The 22,213-nt window shown below is 59.4% G+C and carries 26 protein-coding genes and 1 tRNA gene; 17 read left to right on the plus strand and 10 right to left on the minus strand.

Going from position 1 to position 22,213, the window contains the following annotated elements; all coding sequences use genetic code 11:
• Positions 1–121: 121 nt before the first annotated feature.
• Positions 122–439, minus strand: a complete 318-nt coding sequence (locus HL657_RS00005; RefSeq protein WP_317294812.1) for a helix-turn-helix domain-containing protein — start codon at positions 437–439, stop codon at positions 122–124.
• Positions 440–486: 47 nt separating this feature from the next.
• On the opposite strand from HL657_RS00005, the gene HL657_RS00010 reads away from it, so the two are divergent.
• Positions 487–645, plus strand: coding sequence for a hypothetical protein (locus HL657_RS00010; RefSeq protein ID WP_317294813.1), 159 nt, complete (start codon positions 487–489; stop codon positions 643–645).
• Here the strand turns inward: HL657_RS00010 and HL657_RS00015 are convergent.
• From HL657_RS00015 to HL657_RS00035, 5 genes are all read right to left on the minus strand, one after another.
• Complete coding sequence (locus tag HL657_RS00015) at positions 634–1,734, minus strand: glycosyltransferase family 2 protein (RefSeq protein ID WP_317294814.1); 1,101 nt, start codon at positions 1,732–1,734, stop codon at positions 634–636. The two genes, HL657_RS00010 and HL657_RS00015, sit on opposite strands and share 12 nt — an antisense overlap.
• 166 nt (positions 1,735–1,900) lie before the next feature.
• Entirely contained in the window at positions 1,901–2,590 is a 690-nt protein-coding gene (locus tag HL657_RS00020; protein WP_317294815.1) for a class I SAM-dependent methyltransferase, read from the minus strand.
• Between the two features lie 53 nt (positions 2,591–2,643).
• Positions 2,644–4,236: a dTDP-4-dehydrorhamnose reductase gene (gene rfbD / locus HL657_RS00025; protein ID WP_317294816.1), complete on the minus strand. Its 1,593-nt coding sequence runs from the start codon at positions 4,234–4,236 to the stop codon at positions 2,644–2,646.
• Positions 4,233–5,204 carry a dTDP-glucose 4,6-dehydratase gene (gene rfbB, locus HL657_RS00030; protein ID WP_317294817.1) on the minus strand — a complete coding sequence of 324 codons (972 nt, stop codon included), beginning with the start codon at positions 5,202–5,204 and terminating at the stop codon, positions 4,233–4,235. The genes rfbD and rfbB overlap by 4 nt, the downstream gene beginning before the upstream one ends.
• A gap of 13 nt (positions 5,205–5,217) precedes the next feature.
• The gene (locus HL657_RS00035) at positions 5,218–5,694 is read right to left on the minus strand and encodes a dTDP-4-dehydrorhamnose 3,5-epimerase family protein (RefSeq protein WP_317294818.1); all 477 of its coding nucleotides are present in this window, start codon (positions 5,692–5,694) and stop codon (positions 5,218–5,220) included.
• 945 nt (positions 5,695–6,639) lie between these two features.
• On the opposite strand from HL657_RS00035, the gene HL657_RS00040 reads away from it, so the two are divergent.
• The 3 genes from HL657_RS00040 (at position 6,640) to HL657_RS00050 (ending at position 11,487) form a co-directional block, all read left to right on the plus strand.
• Positions 6,640–7,773: a glycosyltransferase gene (locus tag HL657_RS00040; protein WP_317294819.1), complete on the plus strand. Its 1,134-nt coding sequence runs from the start codon at positions 6,640–6,642 to the stop codon at positions 7,771–7,773.
• Positions 7,774–7,867: 94 nt separating this feature from the next.
• On the plus strand, positions 7,868–10,513 hold the full coding sequence (locus tag HL657_RS00045) for an oligosaccharyl transferase, archaeosortase A system-associated (RefSeq protein WP_317294820.1): 2,646 nt from the start codon (positions 7,868–7,870) through the stop codon (positions 10,511–10,513).
• A 5-nt stretch (positions 10,514–10,518) separates the two neighbouring features.
• Positions 10,519–11,487 carry a histone deacetylase family protein gene (locus HL657_RS00050; protein WP_317294821.1) on the plus strand — a complete coding sequence of 323 codons (969 nt, stop codon included), beginning with the start codon at positions 10,519–10,521 and terminating at the stop codon, positions 11,485–11,487.
• A 13-nt stretch (positions 11,488–11,500) separates the two neighbouring features.
• Here HL657_RS00050 and HL657_RS00055 read toward each other — a convergent pair whose 3' ends face one another.
• Positions 11,501–12,676, minus strand: coding sequence for a YcaO-related McrA-glycine thioamidation protein (locus HL657_RS00055; RefSeq protein ID WP_317294822.1), 1,176 nt, complete (start codon positions 12,674–12,676; stop codon positions 11,501–11,503).
• A gap of 32 nt (positions 12,677–12,708) precedes the next feature.
• Here HL657_RS00055 and HL657_RS00060 point away from each other — a divergent pair, with 32 nt between their 5' ends.
• Complete coding sequence (locus HL657_RS00060; RefSeq protein WP_317294823.1) at positions 12,709–13,023, plus strand: DUF2098 domain-containing protein; 315 nt, start codon at positions 12,709–12,711, stop codon at positions 13,021–13,023.
• Here HL657_RS00060 and nikR read toward each other — a convergent pair.
• On the minus strand, positions 13,020–13,442 hold the full coding sequence (gene nikR, locus HL657_RS00065; protein ID WP_317294824.1) for a nickel-responsive transcriptional regulator NikR: 423 nt from the start codon (positions 13,440–13,442) through the stop codon (positions 13,020–13,022). The genes HL657_RS00060 and nikR overlap by 4 nt on opposite strands.
• A gap of 209 nt (positions 13,443–13,651) precedes the next feature.
• Here nikR and HL657_RS00070 point away from each other — a divergent pair, with 209 nt between their 5' ends.
• From HL657_RS00070 to HL657_RS00115, 10 genes are all read left to right on the plus strand, one after another.
• Complete coding sequence (locus HL657_RS00070) at positions 13,652–14,887, plus strand: translation initiation factor IF-2 subunit gamma (protein WP_317294825.1); 1,236 nt, start codon at positions 13,652–13,654, stop codon at positions 14,885–14,887.
• Positions 14,884–15,264 (plus strand): type II toxin-antitoxin system VapC family toxin, encoded by a 381-nt coding sequence (locus HL657_RS00075; protein ID WP_317294826.1) that lies wholly within the window; start codon positions 14,884–14,886, stop codon positions 15,262–15,264. Before HL657_RS00070 ends, HL657_RS00075 begins: the two co-directional genes overlap by 4 nt.
• 6 nt (positions 15,265–15,270) lie before the next feature.
• On the plus strand, positions 15,271–15,840 hold the full coding sequence (locus HL657_RS00080) for a DNA-directed RNA polymerase (RefSeq protein WP_317294827.1): 570 nt from the start codon (positions 15,271–15,273) through the stop codon (positions 15,838–15,840).
• A gap of 1 nt (position 15,841) precedes the next feature.
• Positions 15,842–16,042: a transcription elongation factor subunit Spt4 gene (spt4, locus tag HL657_RS00085; protein ID WP_292730558.1), complete on the plus strand. Its 201-nt coding sequence runs from the start codon at positions 15,842–15,844 to the stop codon at positions 16,040–16,042.
• Positions 16,042–16,527 carry a GTP-dependent dephospho-CoA kinase family protein gene (locus HL657_RS00090; RefSeq protein ID WP_317294828.1) on the plus strand — a complete coding sequence of 162 codons (486 nt, stop codon included), beginning with the start codon at positions 16,042–16,044 and terminating at the stop codon, positions 16,525–16,527. Before spt4 ends, HL657_RS00090 begins: the two co-directional genes overlap by 1 nt.
• Positions 16,528–16,623: 96 nt before the next feature.
• Positions 16,624–16,917 carry a 30S ribosomal protein S24e gene (locus tag HL657_RS00095; RefSeq protein WP_317294829.1) on the plus strand — a complete coding sequence of 98 codons (294 nt, stop codon included), beginning with the start codon at positions 16,624–16,626 and terminating at the stop codon, positions 16,915–16,917.
• 5 nt (positions 16,918–16,922) lie between these two features.
• Positions 16,923–17,078, plus strand: a complete 156-nt coding sequence (locus tag HL657_RS00100; RefSeq protein ID WP_317294830.1) for a 30S ribosomal protein S27ae — start codon at positions 16,923–16,925, stop codon at positions 17,076–17,078.
• Positions 17,079–17,170: 92 nt separating this feature from the next.
• The gene (locus HL657_RS00105) at positions 17,171–18,754 is read left to right on the plus strand and encodes a bifunctional N(6)-L-threonylcarbamoyladenine synthase/serine/threonine protein kinase (RefSeq protein WP_317294831.1); all 1,584 of its coding nucleotides are present in this window, start codon (positions 17,171–17,173) and stop codon (positions 18,752–18,754) included.
• Positions 18,751–19,329, plus strand: coding sequence for an RdgB/HAM1 family non-canonical purine NTP pyrophosphatase (gene rdgB, locus HL657_RS00110; RefSeq protein ID WP_317294832.1), 579 nt, complete (start codon positions 18,751–18,753; stop codon positions 19,327–19,329). The genes HL657_RS00105 and rdgB overlap by 4 nt, the downstream gene beginning before the upstream one ends.
• 28 nt (positions 19,330–19,357) lie before the next feature.
• Positions 19,358–19,504, plus strand: a complete 147-nt coding sequence (locus HL657_RS00115) for a 50S ribosomal protein L40e (RefSeq protein ID WP_214020928.1) — start codon at positions 19,358–19,360, stop codon at positions 19,502–19,504.
• 77 nt (positions 19,505–19,581) lie between these two features.
• Here HL657_RS00115 and HL657_RS00120 read toward each other — a convergent pair whose 3' ends face one another.
• Complete coding sequence (locus HL657_RS00120; RefSeq protein WP_317294833.1) at positions 19,582–20,232, minus strand: putative phosphothreonine lyase domain-containing protein; 651 nt, start codon at positions 20,230–20,232, stop codon at positions 19,582–19,584.
• 43 nt (positions 20,233–20,275) lie between these two features.
• Positions 20,276–21,040: a sulfide-dependent adenosine diphosphate thiazole synthase gene (locus tag HL657_RS00125; RefSeq protein ID WP_317294834.1), complete on the minus strand. Its 765-nt coding sequence runs from the start codon at positions 21,038–21,040 to the stop codon at positions 20,276–20,278.
• A gap of 138 nt (positions 21,041–21,178) precedes the next feature.
• Here HL657_RS00125 and htpX point away from each other — a divergent pair, with 138 nt between their 5' ends.
• Positions 21,179–22,072, plus strand: a complete 894-nt coding sequence (gene htpX, locus HL657_RS00130; RefSeq protein WP_048115137.1) for a zinc metalloprotease HtpX — start codon at positions 21,179–21,181, stop codon at positions 22,070–22,072.
• Positions 22,073–22,142: 70 nt separating this feature from the next.
• Positions 22,143–22,213, plus strand: a tRNA-Gly gene (locus HL657_RS00135).

A 22,213-nucleotide genomic window follows, 5' to 3' on the forward strand; every position in this document is an offset into this window, starting at 1 on the left:
TCGGATCCATCCTGATGGACATCAACGAGGAGTGGGTTACCGGCAGAAGGTATTTGACCATGGAGAGGGAATGATCAGGCAAGGAGACAGGGCTCAGACAAATTACAGAAGATCTGAGACGTTACCGATTCTTCTTTGACTTGAACCGGGGAAACCCTTTCTTCTCGCGGAAGAACCGGGTGAAGGCATTGTCGAGGTTCTTATTTGCACTCTGGAGCGATTGGGAATTGACTTCTTTGAGCCACGGATGCTCCTCTTTGAGGGCAGGGAGGTGGGTGTTCAGGTCGAAACAGGAGAGTTTTCGCCCTTCCTGTTCGTATGCCCGGATCTTCTGCTCCAGAGAATGGTTATACACAAACCGACAGGCATGGATGTGCTGCACGAGGAGCGAGATCTGCTCCGGAGAAGGAGACATCCGATACTTGTAGGCCTGAAGCATACAACCAGTATCGCGCCTTATAATAATATATTACTTCTGGTAATTGTGTGGCGAAGGGCGGCTCCGCTTTCATCCCCACCCTGAAGGGCGGGGTCTTCCCGCTCCGCACCCTTCACCCCCGCAAGATAAAAATCCGCGAGCATGTCGGGGTTGCAGTGGTGCAGGCCGGGCGGGCAGGCAGGAGGGTCGTTCCGCTAACCTACTAACTCTCCTGGTGACTCAGAAGGGTCTTTAGCAGAGCTCCCTAATAAGACCGAGATAATCTTCAACTCATATACTCGATCAAATTTACTCTCATTCCCTTTTAGAACCGTGTCACATAGGGCTAACGTGGTCTCCAATAGAAGTGCGAACCTGATAATGGATCTTTTGACAGGATTCAGTGCTGCATAGTTCTCGATGTAGTAAAGTTCGCTCTTGGTTGACCAGTATCTTGCCCAACTCTTCAGGTTCAGGTTCTTTATACAGGATTCCCCCTTGTGAACGGCCCCGGTCTCAGGGTTCAAGAGCAGTTTCCAGCCACGTTCGGCGAGTTTACGCCCGATTATATACTCTTCCCAGTAAAGGAATGTGTTTTCATCGAAGAGACCGACATCTGTGAGGGTTTGACTCCTGAAGAGGATGCAAGAACCCCCTAGAACTCCAAACTCTTTTGGTTGCTCAAAAGAGTAGTCATAATTAAAGTGCCTCTTCAGGATTCTGTTCTCTCTAAACAATCTCTGACCGATAAACGTATAAACAAATATAAAATCAAGGAAACCGGGGATGTTTCCCGTGCAGGTCCTCTGTATCTCACCTGTCGTTGACCGGAGCACCGGGCTCACGGCCCCTATACGAGCATTCCGATTAACTGCTTCGGTGAGTTTACCGAGCATTTCTTTATCCGTGATGATTACATCATTATTGAGAATAAGAATATATTCTGATTTGAGGACGTAGAGGGCGAACTTAATGCCGATGTTGTTACCTCTGGCATACCCATAGTTCTCATTATTTTTTATAAGTATCAACCGGCAACAGGGCTCCAACCGCTCATATGACGCGTGATCGAATGCGTGACGTTCTATTTCGTCCTCAGGCACTTCGAAAAGGTGGATGGAAGAATTGTCAGGAGGCCCAATCTCACCTGCTCCCTCGCAGTAACGCCGAATATTCTCTATAGAGCCGTCGCTTGAGTGATTATCGACCAATATGATATCGTAGTCTGAATTAGAGAACTGGTGGATGGAATCAATACATTCGATAGTATCTGCCCATCCGTTCCAATTCAAAATTATAATCGCAACGCGAGGCATTATGGTTATTTATATCGATTACACCAGTCATTTAGGTTTTGGTGTTATATTGGAACTTTTACACCCAGAACAGCCCTGTCCAGGAGAACTCAGCAATCGAACGCCCGCCCGGATCGAAGCATCCTCCCATACATCCCGCAGTAAGTGTAACAATTCACCCCACAAATCACAGCGATGCTTCGGCATTCCTTCTTGTCGCTGTGATAAGATACTGGACAGTTAAGAAAGATTTTCCCGGCAAGTACTTGCCCAACGTGTAATTCAGGTGCCTATCGAGATTACCAAGGTGTCCACTCCCAAATTTCGACTGCACCGAGACAACATCCAGACCGGCTTGATCAAACAGGCGGCACATCTCCCTTCGGGTAAAAAAACGGAGATGTGACCGATCCAGGATCCCTGCGTCTGCATACTCAAACTTATCGTATAATATTAGATCGAGCAGCACTCTGTAGTTCTTAACGTTCGGAATACTGGCGATTATCGATCCTGTGCCTCTAAGATACCGTGAGTACCGTCGTAGAATAGCAGGAGGGTTCACGAGGTGCTCCAGAACGTCGGCGAAGATAATATAGTCGAAGTGGCCTTCTTCAAAAGCGGGATCGAGCTCCTCTACATCGCCAACCAGGACGGTATCAAGCCGGTTGCAATTGTCCTGTAAACTATCGTAGTTCAACTCTATCCCGACAATTTCCCGGGCTTTGTTAAGTTCTCGAAGTTTGATCAGCGTATCTCCAGTTCCGCAACCAACTTCCAGTATCCTGTGATCTCCACCAGGAATTAACGAGATTACATCCCACCGGATGCTGGAGAAGTAACTATTGCCTTTATCGTGATACAACTCATTCTTCGACACGATCTTCACCAGATGATGCTGTATTCAGGACCTATCCCGTAGAGAACCGCGGATCAGCCGGTCTTATCTCCATCGACAATTTTTGAAGGACTGGCTACCGCTTCGTGGCTGGACGTTCCAGCAGCACCCTGCCGGACACCGTGGCTCTGAACCATCACGCTCGCCCGCAGGAGACTCTCGAACGTCCCTGCATCGCTCCAGAACCCCGGAAGAACCGAGAACTCCATCGCACCCCGCCGGATGTAGGCGTTGTTCACATCCGTGATCTCGAATTCGCCCCGCCCGGACGGCCTGAGCGTCTTGATAACCTCAAAGACCCCGGCATCGTAAAGGTAGAGCCCGGTCACCGCGAGGTTCGACTTCGGGACCTTTGGCTTCTCCTCGATCCCGAGCACCCTGCTCCCCTTCACCTCGGCGACCCCGAACCGGTGGGCGTCGGTGACCTCTTTTAAGAAGATCTTTGCCCCGGACCCGAACGACTCAACGTCCTTTTTGATGTCGTCCTGGAAGATGTTGTCCCCGAGGATCACCGCGACGTTATCTGTCCCGGCCCATTCCTCCGCAAGCCCCAGCGCCTGGGCGATCCCGCCGGCGCCCTCCTGGATCTCGTAGGTGAGCCGGACCCCCAGATCTTTGCCGGAGCCCAGCAGTTCAAGGAAATGGCCCACGTGCCCCCGCCCGGAGACGATCATGATGTCCTTGATACCCGCGGCGACGAGTGTCTGGAGGGGGTAGTAGATCATCGGCTTGTCGTAGACCGGGAGCAGGTGCTTGTTCGTCACCTTCGTTAAGGGGTAGAGGCGGGACCCGGTCCCGCCCGCAAGAATGATGCCTTTCATGGATCTCCTCACCGAAGGGCGCAGGTAGTCTTCCAGTGCCTCCTTCCAGGGGCGCATGGGACTCGTCTTCGTGTTCAGGAGCACCGAGTACGCGGGGCGCTTCGCTTTCCGCGGGAACTCGGCGCTCGTGCAGGGGACGATATTCGGGGCGAAGGCCCGGGCAAACTCGTACCACGAGCAGACCCCGTCGTTCGTGACGTGGTAGATCCCGGGCGGGCAGTCAGCGATCTCGGCCGTCTTCCGGGCCAGGTCCATCGTGTAGGTGGGTTTGCCCACCTGGTCGGTCACCACCCGGACGGTCTCGTTCTCTTGCGAAAGGTGCCGGATCGTCTCGACAAAGTTCTTGCCGTGCCGGCCAAAGAGCCAGGAGGTCCGGATGATCCGGTAGTCGTCCATCTTCTCCGCGATCTTCCGCTCGCCACGGAGTTTCGATGCGCCGTAGACGTTGATCGGGTTCGGCTCATCGGACTCGACGTACTCAGTCTTCGAGCCGTCGAAGACGTAGTCAGTGCTGTAATGGATCAGCCGGGCGCCCACCGCGCGACAGGCGGCGGCGATATAGCCGGGGGCGTCGCCGTTGACGGCGAACGCCGTCTCGGGGTCATCCTCGCACCCGTCGACGTTCGTGTACCCTGCCGCGTTGATGACGAGATCCGGCTTCACATCAAGGATGTACGCCTTTACCGCGGCCTCGTCGGTGATGTCGAGATCCTTATGTCCGCAGAGCCGGGCGCCGGGGAAGACCGCCGCGAGGTCGCGCCCTAGCATGCCGTTGGCACCGAGGATCAGGACGTTTGAGAAGGTCATATCGACCGCCCCTTCAGCGGCCGCCACCACCAGTCATTCTCTGCGTACCACGCGACCGTCGCCGCGAGGGCGTCATCGAAACTATACGCCGGCTTCCAGCCAAGATCACGAAGTTTCCCGAAGTCCAGTGAGTACCGGAAGTCGTGCCCCTTCCGGTCGGGCACGTACTCGATCATCGACTCGTCCTTCCCCAGGAGTTCGAGGATCTTTGCGGTGATCTCAAGGTTCGTCTTCTCCGCGCCGCCGCCGATGTTGTAGACCTCCCCCGGTTCCCCGTGGCTGAGAATGAAGTCGATGGCCCGGCAGTGGTCGAGGACGTAGAGCCAGTCGCGGATGTTCTGGCCGGTGCCGTAGACCGGGACCTTCTTCCCCTCGAGGAGGTTGGTCGCGAAGAGCGGGATCAGTTTCTCGGGGAACTGGTAGGGGCCGTAGTTGTTGGTGCAGCGGGTGACGATCACCGGGAGGCCGTGGGTGATGAAGAACGAGCGGGCCAGGAGGTCGGAGCCGGCCTTGCTCGACGAGTAGGGGCTGGAGGGGTTCAGGTTATCGGTCTCCGTGAACGAACCCTCGCGGGTGCTCCCGTAGACCTCGTCCGTCGAGACATGGATGAACCGCCCGACACCGTGCTTTTGCGCGTAATCGAGCAGGGTGAAGGTGCCGAGGACGTTCGTTCGCACAAAGGTGGAGCCGTTGGCGATCGAGCGGTCGACGTGGCTCTCCGCGGCGAAGTGGACGACGGTCTCGATCGGGTGGTGCGATAAGACGGCCGCGACCGTAGCAGGGTCGCAGATGTCGCCCCGGACAAAGGTGTAGTTCGGATTATCGGCAACATCCCGGAGGCTCTCCGGGTTGCCTGCGTACGTCAGTACGTCGAGGTTGACGATCGGGGTTTCGGGGTGCTCCGCGAGCATATGGCGGATGAAGTTGCTCCCGATGAACCCCGCGCCGCCGGTGACGAGCATGGTCATTTTGATTCTCCCCTCATCCGTGCCTCAGGCCGGGGGCAAGCCCCCAGTCGTAGGGGATCTCAGCGGTGTCCGGGGGGAGCCGGAACTCGTCGGGCTCCTTGTAGTTGTAGGGGAGGGTCGGAATGCTCACGAAGAACGCCGTCTCGGTGCCGATCCCCTTGAACCCGTGGTAGACACCGGGCGGGACGCTGATGAGGATCGGGTTCTTCTCGCCGACGAAGAACTCCATAAGGGCCTTGTAGGTGGGAGAGTCCTCACGGGCGTCGTAGAGCGCGACCTTCATCATCCCGTGGACGCAGGTGAAGTTATCGGTCTGCTTCTTGTGGTAGTGCCACGCCTTAACAACGCCAGAGTAGGCCGTCGTGCAGTAGACCTGGCCGAACTGCTCGAAGATCTCGTCATCGCAACGGAGGATCTCCATCAACCAACCCCGCTCATCGGGGATGACGTTGAGTTTCTTGATTTTGACACCATCGATGCTGTTCTTCATTATTGTCACCGTGAATTTTACGATAGCCAACCAGGACTCAGAAACTGAATGCATCAGTATCCCTGGAGGTCTGCAACAGCAGATTTATCATCTATTTTTGAGTACATTCCGAAAAATTTACCGCGATTTATTTATCCATATCTAAAGACTGCCATTTAGTTTCATTGAAACGTTAAACGCGAACAAGAATCAACCCTTAACATCCCGTTTATCACTTCAGAGATCTAACCCAGATTCTTGAGATAAAAATTTTTTATTTAAACTTGATAAGTACTGTTACAAATACAATTCCATTTCTTTTCGATATCGGACCAGTTGGCCTGATCCAATGGCCTCCAGAACCAGTCAAAAAACACTATTAATTACGCAGGAGACACAAAAAAATCCCATTAACGCCAGAAAACTCCCGATTTTCCGTGGCTCATGAAAATCACGAGACTTATGATATCACGGTTCTGCCGAGCGAAAAGAACCAGGCAGTTTTTGTAAACGTAGGAAACGGTCTACCTATGCCAGCAAGCGCAAGGCCGGCAGACCAGCGTTCTATCCCTATGAGGCAGGGAAAGGGCCTCAACCATTCAAGGCTCTGCCTTTATGCTGAATCTTGATCCGAATCACGCAGGCAGGGCTTCCTGTATTCCCCTCACCCCAATGGCTCTTCGTGAATCTCTCAAAGGCGTACATACCGACCCGTACAGAAAAACAGATGAGTGGGTAAAGCAGGTACGACGAATTACCGGAGACTAAAGCATAAATAATCCCACATGCGTTGAACGTTTTACCGGACCACCAGATTCGGCATATCCTCTACTGAGCGAGGGTCGTCCAACCAGAGGTCTATTTATCGGGAGCTACGAATACCCAGGCCAGTCTCCAGGGCTGGTAATCAGCGAAGTTGAGGATCATCATTAAATACTTCCAACCGATCGCAAGGTTGCAAGACCAATGAGAATCCTGCTCCTCTCCACCCAGGACTACATCCACCACCCGATCCCCTCGAGGCACCACAACATCTTCGAGGAGCTCGCGACACGGCACGAGGTCCACGTGCCTCATTTCCACGTCAGCCGGGGCAAGGAGCGCGAGACCCTCCTTCATGTCCACGAGGCGACACGGTTTCCCGTCGAGAGCCCGTTCCTCCACTACACCCTGAACGCACCCTGCCACTACCGGGTGATCAGCGAGATCATCCATGACCACGATATCGACGTCGTCGTCGGCGCCCACGTCCTCGCAGGGACGGCGATGGTCCGGGCGGCGAAGAAGTCCGGCATCCCGGTGGTCTTCGATCTCAAAGACTGGTTCCCCGACTCCGCCGCCGCCTACTACAAAAATCCCGCGATGAAATGGCTGCTCCGGGAAGGCGTCCTCACCGTAACCCGCTACAACCTGGACCACAGCGACGTCGTCACGACGGTCTCGCCCGGACTCGTCACGAAGCTCAAAGGATACGGCTACGATGCCGAGCTGATCACGAACGGCGTCAACACCGATCTCTTCCGGCCGATGGACGGCGGCGTGATGCGTTCAGCCCTCGGGATCGCCCCCGATGCCTTCGTGCTCGGGTTTGCGGGGGCGGTCGAGCGGTGGTACGCCCTCGACGAGGTGATCCGGGCGTTCCCGAAGGTCCTTGAAAGGCATTCTAATGCAGAACTCCTGATCGTCGGCGGTTCGCTCTTCACCGGCTACCTGGACGAACTGCGGGCGCTCGCGGCCCGGCTCGGGGTTGCCGGTCGAGTGCACTTCACCGGGGCCGTTGATTACCAAGGCCTCCCCGGCTACATCGCGCCGATGGATCTCTGCCTCATCCCGCTCTCTCCTCCGCAGTGGGTCGATATTGCGTTGCCCAACAAGTATTTCGAGTACTCGGCATGCGGAAAACCGATCCTCTCAACCCCCATCCCCGACATGCTCCGGATGGGCGGCGACCACATCGCTGTCTACCGGGATAGAGCTGAGTTCTTGGAGCGGGTCGACGAACGGGCCCTCTCCCCGGGGTGTGCCCGTCCCGAGATCGAGGAGCACAGTTGGAAGAAGAAGGCCGAGGCGTTCGAGAAGATCTTTGCGCAGTTGGTGTAAATATACTGAAACTCACCCCTTTTTTCCGGCGTCACGGATACGCCAAGATTATTAATGGTTCGAAGGAAAACAGATTCGTAACAAGGAGTGTCCGATGGCTCAGATGGATCTCAAGAAGTACCAACCATACATCATCATTGGCGTTATCGTTCTGTTCGCCCTGCTCACGCTCTGGACGCGGGGCATCCCTTCGGAAGGTCTGGTGACCGCCGAAGGCGTCAATCTCCTGGGCAACGACCCCTGGTACAGCCTGCGCCAGGTGGAGCAGAGCGTCGCAAACTTCCCGGGCTACGCCTGGTTCGATCACATGACGCTCTACCCGACCGGCGACGTCGTCTACTGGGGGCCGCTCTTTGTTCAGATCGCAGCAGCGCTCTGCGTCCTCACTGGTGCAGCAACGCGCCCCGAGATCATGGTGGTGGCGTCCTGGGTTCCGCCGCTGATGGCTGTCGTGATGGTGCCGGTTACCTACCTGCTTGCGAGAAAGATTGCCGACTGGAAGACCGGCCTCATCGCGGCGGGCCTGATTGCGGTCATCGGCAGCAACTACGCCTACCGATCTCTCTTCGGCTTTGTCGATCACCATATCGCGGAGACGCTCTTTTCGACGATCTTCGCCCTCGCTTACGTTGCGGCGCTGCTTGCAGCGCGCGACCGGCCGCTCTCCCCAAAAAATCTTGAGACCCTGAAGATCCCGGTGATGATAGCGGCCCTCGCCGGTATCGCATACCTCCTCGGATTCTTCAACATGTCGACGATAGTTCTCTTCGCGCTCATCGTGACGACTTTCACCCTGGTCCAGTTTATCCTGGACTCCTTCCAGGAGAGATCGAGCGATTACCTGGTTCTCGTGAACGCGGTTGTCTTCGGCGTCGTCATTGTCGGAGCAGCGGCATTCGGCTTCCCGCACCCCGGACTCGACCTCTCCCGCTACACCGTCGGGCACGTCATCGTCTACTCTGGCCTCATTGCAGGCACGCTCGCGCTTTACGGCCTTTCGGTCTTCCTGAAAGGCCGTCCAAAGTATTACTTCCCGGCGGCGCTCGCAGGTGTCGCGGCCGTCGCCGTCGCGGGGCTCTACATTGCCCTGCCGGACATCTACAACCTTCTGATTGCAAACCTCCTCGCCTTCTTCGGCGGAGGAGCCACAAGTACGACCGTCCAGGAAGCCCGGCCCTGGTCGTTCGATGCGGCCTGGATGACGTTCCACTGGGGCCTCGTCCTCGCGGCCGGCGGGGCTGCCGTCCTCCTCTGGCAGAACCGCGAGAAGGTGAACCCGACCCACGTCTTCGTCCTGATCTGGACGGGGATCATCCTCGCCTCGACCGCCGCGCACGTCCGGTACGAGTACTATCTCGCCGCAAACATCGCCCTGCTCTCGGCGGTCTTCGCAGGCGCGGTTATAAACGCGACCTGGAAAGACGTTGCACGCCTCCTCGGGAGGGGGAGTGACAGCAAGGCATCCTCCAGTCCGGTGGCCACCGTGAAGCAGGAGGAGCCGGCAAGGAAGGGGAAGAAGGGCGGTAAGAGCCCCGACGCCCGGAAGACAAAAGTTCCCCCGAAGAACCAGCCGGACTACCTCAAAGTCGGGGCCTTCGCCGCGGTCATCGCCGTCACGCTCCTCTTTGCCGGGACATCCCTCATGGGGAATATAGCCCTCGGCACCAACGCGAAGTACGGCGGTATCGACTCGCAGTGGATGGGTGCCCTCGAGTGGATGGGCGAGAACACCCCCGACCCCGGCGTCGACTATTACGCGATCTATGACAAAGAGACCTTCGCCTACCCCGAAGAGGCCTATGGCGTCATGTCCTGGTGGGACTACGGTCACTGGATCACCTTCCTCTCGAAGCGGATCCCGAACAACAACCCCTTCCAGCACGGGGTTGCCGGCCCGAACGGATCGGCCCAGTACTTCGTCTCAACCTCAGAAGAGGTCGCAAACAGGATCCTCGATAACATCGGCACCCGCTACGTCATCACCGATATCCAGCTCGACACCTCGAAGTTCCACGCCCCGGCGACGTGGGCCGACCCCGAGGTAGGTCAGGAACCCTTCCAGCCCTACTTCCTCCTCCCGGTAAGCGCGGGTTCGTCGGATTACCAGGCGGTGCCGTTCAACAACCAGGAGTACTACCTGACGATGGTCTCCCGGCTCCACAACTTCGATGGATCCATGACCGACCCGACATCACAGGTGATCTATGCCGAGTACCGTGACGCGGAATCGGCAAATACCTCTCTCCCGGTCATCACGCGCACCGAGCAGATGAACGCAACCGCAGGTGCGGCAGCCGTGGAGGCCTACAATAAGAACGCGCCGGCGGGCTCGGGCGCAACGCTGCTGAACATGTATTACCAGTACCGGGGAGACTCGATCCTTCAGCCGCTTGAGCGGGTGCCGGCGCTCCAGCACTACCGACTCGTCCACGAGACGCCCCAGAACATCTTCAGCAACGTCGGTGAAGGTGGGCCCGACCTCAAAGCCGTCAAGATATTCGAGTACGTCCCCGGAGCCACGATCAGGGGCGAGGGAATCATCGAAGTCCCCATCGTCACGAACACCGGCCGAGAGTTTACTTACCGGCAGGAGAGCGTGAACGGCACGTTCGTCGTCCCGTACGCGACGTCCGGGTGGTCGGGCGAGGTGAAGGCAACCGGACCGTACCGGATCGCAGGCACCGGCCAGACGTTCGACGTCACCGAAGAGGATATCCTGCAGGGACGCACCATCAACTAACGAGGATGCGCTCTTCAGTCATCTACGGTGACATCTTTACCCGGCACGATATGGAGGCTCACCCCGAGTCGGGTGCCCGGCTACGGGCAGCCCTCTCCGGGGTTCCGGCACACGTAAGGTGGCGCCCCCCGGTCCAGGGTACCGAGAGCGACCTGGAGCGGGTTCACGACCCCCGATACGTCCGATGGGTGCGGGAGATGGCGACGGGAACCTGTTTTTTGGATGTGAATACTTACGTCACCTGCCACTCGTTCGAAGCAGCATTGTATGCCGCCGGATCGACCTTTACAGCAGTGGAGCGTGCGCTTGACGGCGAGCACCTCTTCGCTCTGGTCCGTCCGCCGGGACACCATGCCGAGCCCGACCGGGCAATGGGGTTCTGCATCTTCAACAATGCCGCCATCGCGGCAGCGAAAGCGCTCCTGTCGGTCAACCGGGTGGCGATCCTCGACTGGGACCTGCACCACGGCAACGGCACCCAGAAGGCTTTTTACGGGAGCGACCGGGTGCTCTTCTGCTCGGTGCACGAGGAGAACAGTTTCCCGAAGACCGGGTGGGTGGACGAGATCGGCACCGGCGCGGGCCGGGGCTACACCCTTAATGCCCCGCTTGCGGCAGGGTCCACCATCGCCGATTACCGGTATGTCTTCGAGAAGGTCTTCATACCGGCGCTCGTCCGGTTCCGGCCCGATGTCCTGATCATCTCGGCAGGACAGGATGCCCTCTCCGACGACGAGCACGGTCGGATGAATCTCGAACCCGATGACTACGGCATGCTTGCCGGGATGCTGATCGACGGCACGGACCTCCCCCTCGCGCTGACGCTCGAAGGAGGCTACGGGCCGTCGATCGGGAAGGCGATTCATGCAGTATTCCAGGCCCTCGCCGGGAAGCGGTTCGAGCCTGCTGAGCGGCCCCTGAACCGGAGCACGGAGAGGGTCGTGGAACTCCTCAAAAAGGTCCGATTCTGCTGACCGGTGAAGGGCCTCAACCCTGCGCGGGTCGCTTCCGGTCGGGGTCCATATACGAGACCTCAAACCCGGGAACGACGACTCGCACCACCGGTACCGGGGTCCTCGAGAGGTCGCAGATGCAGACCCTGTCCGTGTGCGGAGCGACCTCCTCAAGCACCCGCTGAATGTCGAGGTCGAACCGCGTGGTGCTCGTGTCGGGAACGTCGGCGACATCGACGGCATCTGCATCGGCAAACCACATCCGGTTGATCCGCTTCAGCCGCTCGTACCCCGCCTTTTGAAGGATCATCTCCCGTTGGGGGTCATTGCGACCACCCTGGAGATAACTCCCCCGGCTCTGAGCGACCTCGGTCAGGGCACGAAGCGCCGCGATCTCGGGGCAGGTGTGCGTCCCCGACCCGATAACGAGCATCGCCGGGTCTTTCGTGACGGTGTCGTCCGCGGCGGCCGCGACTGTGGGGATGCCGGTCTTCCCGTTGAGCAGCCAGAGGTGGATATCGATCCCGTTCTCCTCGAACCGATCGAGGACTTCGCGGGCGGCGCATTCCTTCTCGATGACCAGGCGACAGCCGAGGTCGCGCTTCTGGTCGGCGATGCTGAGCGCGTCCCGCTCGATCACCTCAAAAAGGGCGTGCAGAATCGCCTCTTCCATAACGTTTCCCGACGCAAGCCCGTTTGAGTCGCTCCGAAAGAGGGGTATCGCCATGCCAAGCGAGTCGTAGGGATGGAAGACGGCGTTGCTCGGGACATAGGCCTCCTCATCGTTTAAGATATCCCACACCGGTGTCCAGTGGAGTTTCTCCCCCTGCTCGAGTTTCCGTGGGATGAGGAGGTCTTCGGGGTGCACTGCCCGTCCCGGACCGATCTCCTCGTAGGTCGCATATTCCATCCGGTCACCCCGATACTCAGCGCAATAACGCTCGAGTGCCTCCATCATCGCCGAGACCCGGGCATGGACCGGTTCTTTCCCTTTTCCAGCATGGACGCGAACCGCTCCCCGGGCCGCTCCCGGCCGAACCGCCGAGTAGACCGGGATCCCGAGGCGGTCCAGGGGGGTGACGTCGATGATCTCGGTAACGCCGATCTCTGTCATCAGCGGTTCAACGGCGGCCCGGGTCTCCTCGGGAGATCGGGAGCGATGCGTCCCGTCAAAGTACAGTTTCTCTACCGGGTGAATCGTGATTGGCATTCAAGATACCTTGGAGGTGATACCTTAATAGTATGGCAGATGTACCTTACCTCGTTATGAGCACGGATGATGTAGCAGTGGGCGCAGTCGTCCGGTACCCCCGCACCGGGACAACGGGGAAGGTCGTGCGGGTCGAGGAGATCGACGGCTGGAAGTACGCCGAACTCGACAGCACCGGACTCTATTACCGGGTAGATGAACTCATCAGCACCGACAAGCCGACCAGCGACGCGGAGAGAGGGGAGCGTTCTCTCGAGGAATACCTCAAAGAGCACAAAGAACTCCAGAAGCAGCTCGAAGAGGTGTGGGAGAAAGGGATCGACCAGAGTTGCGAGGGCGGCGGTTAACTCTCGACCGGTATGGTGGTGAGTTTCACTGCCTCAACACCTTTCTGTGCCATCAGCCTCTCGGTAATATCCTTCAGTACGACCCCGTCCCCACGGATCAGGATCACTTCGAGACACTTGTTGTGAGTCACGTGTGAGTGAAGGGACGCCTGGATGTTCTGTGCGTACTGGTGCTGGATCTCGGTGAGTGTCTGCAGCAGTCCCCGCTGGTCATGGTCGTAGACCATGGTGATGACACCCTGGCGTTCTCCCTTTACATCGGAGATCCACTGATAGTGAGTGATGTAGCTTCGTATTGAGTCCCGGATTCCTTCGGACCGGGAAGAATATCCCCGGAGGCTCAGGATCTCGTCGAATTTGTCGAGAAGGTTCTTGGGTAGAGAGATCCCGATACGTGAAAGTTCGGTATCACCTGACATATTACGATCAGTTCCATATCTCTCTTCATAGGGTATAAATATTCGCTAACAACCAATGCATTATTCATACTTCGTATGCCAAACCCCCGGTGGTGCACAGGGATCGACCGGTGTGTAATATAATAGTGCGGTAGGGAACGACAGAACAACCACTACCGATTATGTATAAGTAGTGTCACTATATATTGGATAAGGAGGTTCGAAAACTTTTGCGAGATGCATTCATTCCCGGTGTCAATATTGGGCTCGTAGGTCATGTTGATCACGGCAAGACCACCCTGGTCAGCGCGCTGACCGGTACCTGGACGGACAGGCACAGTGAGGAGATCAAGCGCGGCATCTCCATCCGGCTTGGCTACGCGGATACAACTTTTTACAAATGTGAGGGATGTACGGGGACGGAGGGCTACTCCTCCCAGCCGGAATGCCCGAAATGCGGAGGAAAGGCGGTCCCGTTCAGGACAGTCTCGTTCGTCGATGCCCCGGGCCACGAGACGCTGATGGCGACGATGCTCTCCGGCTCTGCGTTGATGGACGGTGCGATGCTCGTTATCGCTGCAAACGAGGTCTGCCCGCAGCCCCAGACCAAGGAGCACCTGATGGCGCTCGAGCTGATTGGTATAAAAAAGATCGTCATCGTCCAGAACAAGATCGACGTGGTCACCCAGGCTGAGGCGCTGGAGCACTACAAGCAGATCAAACGGTTCATCAAGGGCACCATCGCCGAGAACGCACCCATCATCCCGGTCTCCGCGCAGAAGGGAGTCAATATCGGTGCCCTGATCCAGACCCTCGATGAGGTCATCCCGGAGCCCGAACGCAACCCGGAGATCGACCCGCTGCTGCTCGTCGCACGGTCGTTCGATGTCAATAAACCCGGCTGCAGCTGGCGGGACGTGAAGGGCGGCGTCATCGGGGGTTCGCTCATTCGGGGTGTCCTGCATGAGGGCGACGATATCGAGATCCGGCCCGGTCGACAGGTCCAGATCGAGAACCGGACGAAATGGGAGCCGATTGAGACGAAGATCACCTCCATCAACGCAGGCAAGACCGGCGTGACCGATGCATCGCCCGGGGGACTCCTCGGCGTCGCGACGAAACTCGATCCGGCCCTGACGAAGAGCGATGCCCTCGCCGGGCAGGTTGCCGGGCTCGTGGGGAAACTGCCGCCGGTCTGGGAACGGCTGAAGTTCGATGTCACGCTCATGGATCGGGTAGTCGGCGCGGACAGCGAGCAGATCATCGAGCCCTTGAAGCATAAGGAACCGCTGATGCTCTCGGTCGGGACCGCCGTCACCGTCGGCGTGATTGTGAACACAAAGAAGAACCAGGTGGAGGTCCAGCTGAAGCGGGCGGTCTGCGCAGAGGTCGGCGCACGGATCGCTATCAGCAGGCAGGTCGGCGGGCGATGGCGGCTGATCGGCATGGGGATTCTGGTCGAGTGAGGGTACTCCTCGATACGAACGCCCTCCTGATGCCGGCCCAATTCGGGATTGACCTGTATGACGAACTCATGGGCCTCTTCGGGGATTTCGAGCCGATAGTGCTCGAAGAGGTGATCGGCGAGCTCTCGGGGCTCACCCGGGGCCACGGCCGCGATGCGTCTGCCGCCCGCGTGGGCCTTGCGATGGCCCGGCGCTCGACGGTCGTCCCGAGCGGGAGTACCGCGGAGCATGTGGACGACCGGATGATCGAGTACGCCCGGGAGGAAGGCTGCATTGTGGTGACGAATGACCGGGAGCTCCGGAATGCCCTCCTTGATGAGGGAATCGGCGTTGTGTCGATGCGGAGAGAACGAACATTGGAGCTGATGAGGGGATAGTTAAAAATGTATTTTAAAATGACGCTGGAGGACAAGGTGCGCGTTCCGCCGCACCGTCTCGGGGAAGACCTGGAGAGGGTTATCCTCAACGTACTGCAGGAACAGCTGGAAGGCAGCATCGCAAAGGAGATCGGCATCTTCATTGCGGTCACAAACATTCTCAATGTCGGTGAGGGGGAGTTGATCCCCGGCGACGGCGCCGTCTACTATGATGTCAGGTTCGAGGCGGCGGTGCTCCGCCTGGCGCTCCAGGAAGTGATCGAGGGCGAGGTGGTGGAGACGACGAGTTTCGGTGCTTTTGTCAGCCTTGGACCCATCGACGCCATGCTTCACGTGAGCCAGATATCAGACGAATATATCAACTACGATGAGAAGAACGGCAGGCTGATCTGTCAGGACTCGAAGCGGGCTATTACTGTCGGCGACGGCATCCGGGCCCGGATTGTTGCACTCTCGTTGAACGAGCGTGAACCCCGCGAGAGCAAGATCGGCCTCACCATGCGGCAGTCGGGCCTCGGGACCACGGCCTGGCTGGAAGAAGAACTCGAACAGGAGAAGGAGAAGGGAGCGGCGTAAGATGGTCGTCCGTAAGAAGGTGGTCAAGGTCTGCCGCGAGTGCCACCGGGTCGTGGAAGGAGAGAGCTGCGTGATCTGCGGCACGGCCAACCTGAGCGAAGACTGGGCGGGCTACGTTGTGATCATCGATCCGGAGCACTCAGAGATTGCAAAGAAGATGAACATCACCATGGCCGGCCGGTACGCGCTGAAGGTCCGTTGATGCTCCGGCTACCCGAAGCGCACAGAGATCTCTTCAAAAAACCGTTCGGCACCCTTTATGGGAGTATCGGCGAACTCCTCGATCGGCTTGAGGGCCGGGCGGTCTACGCCGTCGGCGATGTGGTGACCCACAACCTCCTCGCCGCGGGGGTTGTCCCGGATGTCGCCATCATCGACGGCTACACGATGCGCATCCCCTGCACCCGATCACCCCTGCTCCGGGCAAGAAGGCTGACAGCGAAGAACCCTCCCGGCACGATCACCGACGAACTCGTGGATGCGATCACCGACGTGGTCCGTAACCCGCCCGGGGTGATCTTTGTCGAGGGCGAGGAGGATCTTGCGGTCATCCCGCTCGTCCTCGCCGCGCCGGCCGGGGCTGCCGTCCTCTACGGCCAGCCGCAGGAGGGCGTCGTCCTCCGGCTCGTTGATGCGTCAGCGAAGCGGGAAGCCGCATCGATGCTGACGGTTTTCGTGCGCGAGTGAGGGATGCATCAAAATGCATTCCCGCGTATCAAAATGCATTCCCGCGTCCCATCCCAGAGTATAAATAAACCCCCCAACAATATTTTAGGGATATCGATGGACTTCGAAATTACCCGTGATGTGAGGAACGAGGTGTTGAGCAGAAGAGAGCTTGAGTTTACTCTCACCTTCGACGGACCAACGCCCTCGCGGAAGAGCATTCAGGAGAAGCTTGCCGCGCTGCAGAACAAGGATGCAAGCCTTCTCGTGCTGGACCTTGAACGAACCCGGTTCGGGAAGATGGAACTTCTCGGCCGTGCCCGAATCTACGACGACGAGGAGACCAAGAAGGCAACCGAGCGGGAGTACCTGCTCAAGCGAGGTGAGCCGAAGGCAGAGAGCGAGGCGTGAAGAGCATGGCGATCAAGAGACACGAGTGCTACGACGTCAAGGGCGACGTGGCGGTCCTGCAGAAGCGGCACTGCCCCCGGTGCGGCCCCGGCGTGCTGATGGCTGAGCACAAGGACCGCGTGGCCTGCGGCAAGTGCGGCTACACTGAGTTCCGGAAGTAGGTCCTCACCCTGATACCAATACGGCCGCGGCCATGGTTCATGGGCCGCAGCCGGTCTTTTTCGTAACGAACAAACGGAGCGATACCTGTTTTATGCCGGATGTAATGCCCGATGACGGGCTGGTGCTGGGCCTTGAAGGGACCGCGTGGAACCTCAGCGCCGCTCTCTTCGGAGAAGACCTGGTCGCCCTCCATTCGTCGCCGTACGTCCCGCCGAAGGGCGGGATCCACCCGCGTGAGGCCGCGCAACACCACGCCTCGGTGATGAAGGAGGTCGTCTCCCGGGTGCTCACGGAGCCGGAGCGAATTAAGGCGGTCGCCTTCTCCCAGGGGCCGGGGCTCGGGCCGTCGCTCCGGACGGTGGCGACCGCCGCACGCGCCCTCTCGATCGCCCTCGATGTGCCGCTCGTCGGCGTGAACCACTGCGTGGCGCACGTCGAGATCGGGAGGTGGGCGACAGGGTTTTCGGATCCGATCGTTCTCTATGCAAGCGGCGCGAACACGCAGGTGCTTGGCTACTTGAACGGCCGCTACCGGATATTCGGGGAGACGCTGGATATCGGCCTTGGAAACGCGCTTGACAAGTTCGCCCGGAGCCACGACCTTCCGCACCCGGGCGGCCCGGTCATCGAGACCCTTGCGCGGCAGGGGAACTACATCGAGTTCCCTTACACGGTGAAAGGGATGGACCTCGCCTTCTCCGGGCTCGTCAGCGCCGCCCAGGAGAGTAGCGCGCCGCTCGAAGACGTCTGTTTCAGCCTGCAGGAGACCGCGTTTGCGATGTGTGTCGAGGTGACGGAGCGCGCGCTCGCGCACGCGGGCAAGAACGAGGTGCTGCTGGTCGGCGGGGTCGGCGCGAACGGACGGCTGCAGGAGATGCTCCAAGTGATGTGCGAGGACCGGGGAGCGTCGTTTGCCGTCCCGGAGCGGACGTACCTCGGTGACAACGGCGCGATGATCGCCTATACGGGTAAGATCATGCTGGAGCACGGCGTCGTGCTCCCCCTCGAGGAGTCGCAGATCCGGCCGGGCTACCGTGCGGACGAGGTGGAGGTCGTCTGGCGGACGGAGCCCGGCGAGGTCTTTCCTATCGGGCCACACGAGGGGGGCGTCGCCCGGGGCGCGGAGGCGGTCGTGGAGATCGGGGAGGAGAACGTGGTCAAGCGCCGGATAGGCAAGCGCTACCGCAACCCGGCGCTCGATCGTCGGCTGATCGTGGAGCGGACCCGGGCGGAGGCCCGCCTGATGGCGACGGCGCGGCGGGCGGGGGTCCCCACCCCGGTGATCCGCGATATCACCGCGGACACGATCGTCATGGAGCGCGTTGAAGGTGAGGTGCTGAAGTACGTCACCACACCGGAGACAATCCGGCTCGCGGGTGAGGCGGTCGGGAGACTGCACGGAGCGGGGATCATCCACGGCGACCTGACGACGAGCAACATGATCGTCCGCGACGGTCAGTGCGTCTTAATAGACTTCGGGCTTGCGTCGACATCCTCGGAGATTGAGGGGCGCGGAGTCGACCTCCACGTCTTCTTCCAGACGCTCGAGAGCACCACGGAGAACTTCGAGGAGCTGAAGGAGGCGTTCATGAGGGGTTACGCGAGCGTGTTCCCGGGGGCGGACGAGGCCCTTGCCCGGGAGCACGAGGTGGAACTGCGGGGGCGCTACCTGTGAGGCTTGCGGTGGTGACAAGCAACGCCAACAAGGCGCGGGAGGTGGCCGCCTACTTTGCGGGGGTGCTGGAGGTCGAGCACGTCCCGCTGGAGTGCCCGGAGTTCCGCCACGACGACGTCGGAGAGATCGCCCGGGAAAAGGCGGAGTTCGCCTACCGGGTGATCTCGCGCCCGCTGATCGTCGATGATACCGGCCTTTTCATCGACGCGCTCCGCGGGTTTCCGGGGCCGTACGCCGCCTACGTCCACGACACCATCGGCAATGCCGGGGTGCTGAGACTCATGGAGGGCGTCGCGGAGAGGAGCGCGCACTTCGAGACGGCGATCGCGTTCGCCCGCGAGGACGGCATCCGGATCTTCCGGGGCATCCTCCCGGGGACGATCGTCGCCCCCCGGGGGGAGGAAGGGTTCGGCTACGACCCGATCTTCGAGCATAGCGGGCAGACGCTCGCCGAGATGCCCCTAGCCGAGAAGAGCCGGATCTCTCATCGGGCGCGGGCGCTCGAGGCGTTCCGCGCCTGGGTCGAGCGGGAGACCAAAGAAGGCAGAACTGTTAATAGTAGCAAGCACGAATAGTACCAAACTGACAAGTGGTGTTTTCGACATGGCAAGATTTCCCGAAGCTGAAGCACGTCTGCTCAACGTAAAGATCTGCATGAAATGCAACGCCCGGAACGCAATCCGCGCGACCCGCTGCCGCAAATGCGGCTCGGACGAGCTCCGGGCGAAGTCCAAGGAACGGAAGGCGTAACGCACCCGGGCGCGCAGAAGCGAGACCCGGTATACTCTTTTCTTGATGTTGCGGCACCAGCGATGAGAGCCCGCTTTTCAGGCGCTGTAATAGGTGACCTTTCGACCCTCTTCGCTGTACTCGCCCCGGTAGGTCTCGATGTTGCGCTTGTAGCCGATCCGCTCTTCAAAGCCGAGGTTGCGGAGCCGCTCGCGGACCCGCATCACGTCCTCTTCGTCCGCCCAGTCCCGAGTATAGACGTAGATGACCGACCGCTCGTCACGCGAGTCCGGGTTCGGCTTGGCGGTGCTGACTTTCGCGGATATGCCGAGCGTTCCCTGCATCGTTTCGTCCCGGATTTTCTTCCACGCCTCGTCCACCGCGTTCCCGGGAACGAAGAGGAGCCATTTCCCCACCTGATCGTCGTCGAGGCCTCGCGCGAGGGGGCCGGGGGCATCCTGAACGATCCAGTACATCCGGGTCGTCTTTGAGGGGAAGACCCCTTCGCCCTCCCTGAGGGGTGCGTAGATTGCATCGATCCCGCCGAACCGGCGGAGGAGAGCTTCTGCGAGCTCCGGGTAGTCCTCCTGGAACTTCCCGAAGACCTCACGGACGTCCGCCTCAAAATCAGCTCCCTGCTCGACAAGTTCGAACAGGTACGGGCCGCGGAGGCGGAGTTCGCGGTTGAGGTAAACCTCAAAGATCCCGTACGCGACGTCGGCCAGTGACTCCGGATCGATCTCTTCCATACTTACTGGTAACCGCCGGGAGAGTAAAAAGAATTTTGAAGTGTTACCGGCCGAGCCTTTCTGCAACAAGTTCTGCGGCACGCTCCCCGGACAGAAGCATCCCCCCGAAGATCGGCCCCATGCGGCACTCCCCGGCAACGGCGTTTGCCGCCATCCCGGTAACAAAGAGGCCGGGAAAGACTTCTTTTGTGTGAGCGAGGATCTGTGACTCGGCACGCTCGGCCCACATGAAACTCTCGCCCTTCACCCTGAGTTCGCCGCCCTTACGCTCGACCATCCGGGCGATCATGGCGTCGTGACCGGTGGCATCCACGGTGTAGGTGCAGGCCATGGTGAGCGGGTCGACGTGCAGTCCGGCCATATCGACCGGCGTCCAGTTGATGACGAGGCCGCCGACCCTGCCATCGCCCCGGACCATGACGTCCTCGACGGAGGTGAGGTTGAAGAACTCGACGCCGGCGTCGCAGGCCGCTGCGGTGAGTTTAGATACGGCTTCCACCGATTTGGCGACGTAGTAACCCTCTTCGAACTCCTTGTAGGCGATATTGAACCGGTCGAGGAGACGGCGTGCCTCTTCCTGGACGACGATCCGGGGAAACATCATCCCCCCGCCCCACATGCCGCCACCGATACTGAGCTTCTTCTCGATGAGTGCGCAACGGACACCCCGCCCGCCGAGGAGCGCGGCGCAGGCGAGCCCCGAGGGTCCCCCGCCGATGACGGCGGCGTCCATCTCGAGGTGGTCGATGAGCGCCCGGTGCTGCTCCTCGAGAATGGCCCTGCTGATGGTCACTTCGTTCAGCGTCATCCGATTCTTATCTATGGCACCGGAGAGAGATAAGGGCACTGGCGCGTGCGCAAAACGCACCGGAGCGCGGTTCAAACGGAAGCAACCGGAGAGAGTGGCATAGACCTTAATAGCGATCCGGCACAACATGTTTCTATCATGAAGTGGACGCGCGACTTCGGTCTCACTATGAGGATGTTTCTCACGTCATTCCTGCTCCTCATAGTCTACCTGATCTTCCTGGGCGTCCTTTCGGCCCTGGGATTCCCCTTTGAGTTCCTCCTGCTGGTGGCCGCCGGGATGGCGTTCCTCCAGTTCTTCTTCTCCGATAAGCTGGTGCTCTGGAGCACCAGCACCCGGATCGTCGAAGAGGACGAGTACCCGGAGTTGCACCGCATGATCGAGAGCCTCGCCACGAGAGCGGGCCTCCCGAAACCGAGGGTCGGGATCATGACCTCCCCGGTTCCGAACGCGTTCGCGACCGGGCGCAGCCCGAAGAACGCCGTCGTGGCGGTCACCGACTCGATCATGCGGACGCTCAACCGCGAGGAACTCGAAGCGGTGCTCGCCCACGAGATGTCGCACGTGAAGAACCGGGACATGCTGACCCTGACGATGGCGAGTTTCATATCGATGCTCGCCTTCCTGATCATGCGCAACTGGTTTTTCATGGCTCTCTTCGGCGGTGGCGGCGGCAACCGCGACAACAACATGGGCGCGCTGATCCTGGTCTACATCGTCTCGATCCTCGTCTGGGTCCTGAGCACCCTGCTCACCCGCGCGCTCTCCCGCTACCGGGAGTTCGCGGCGGACCGGGGCAGCGCCGAACTGACGGAGAATCCCCGGGCGCTGATATCGGCGCTCCAGAAGATCAGCGGGCGGATGGACTACGTCCCCGCCGAGAAGAAACAGGAAGTAGAGGGCGCAAACGCCTTCTTCATCATCCCCGCCCTCTCGGGAAACACCCTGATGGAGCTCTTCTCCACGCACCCGCCGCTGGAGAAGCGGGTGGCCGCCCTCGAGGAGTTGCAGGCGCAGCGGCGCGGGTATTAAAGGCCCGGCTCCTCTCCCACCCAATATTTAATATTCAGCACGGCCTACTTATGTAAGCGGATCGTGCATTGCATCGATGGTCTAGTGGTATGACTTTGGCCTTCCAAGCCAATAGCCCGGGTTCAATTCCCGGTCGATGCA

It is taken from the genome of Methanoculleus nereidis (assembly GCF_032944295.1).
In the GTDB taxonomy this organism is placed as follows: domain Archaea; phylum Halobacteriota; class Methanomicrobia; order Methanomicrobiales; family Methanoculleaceae; genus Methanoculleus; species Methanoculleus nereidis.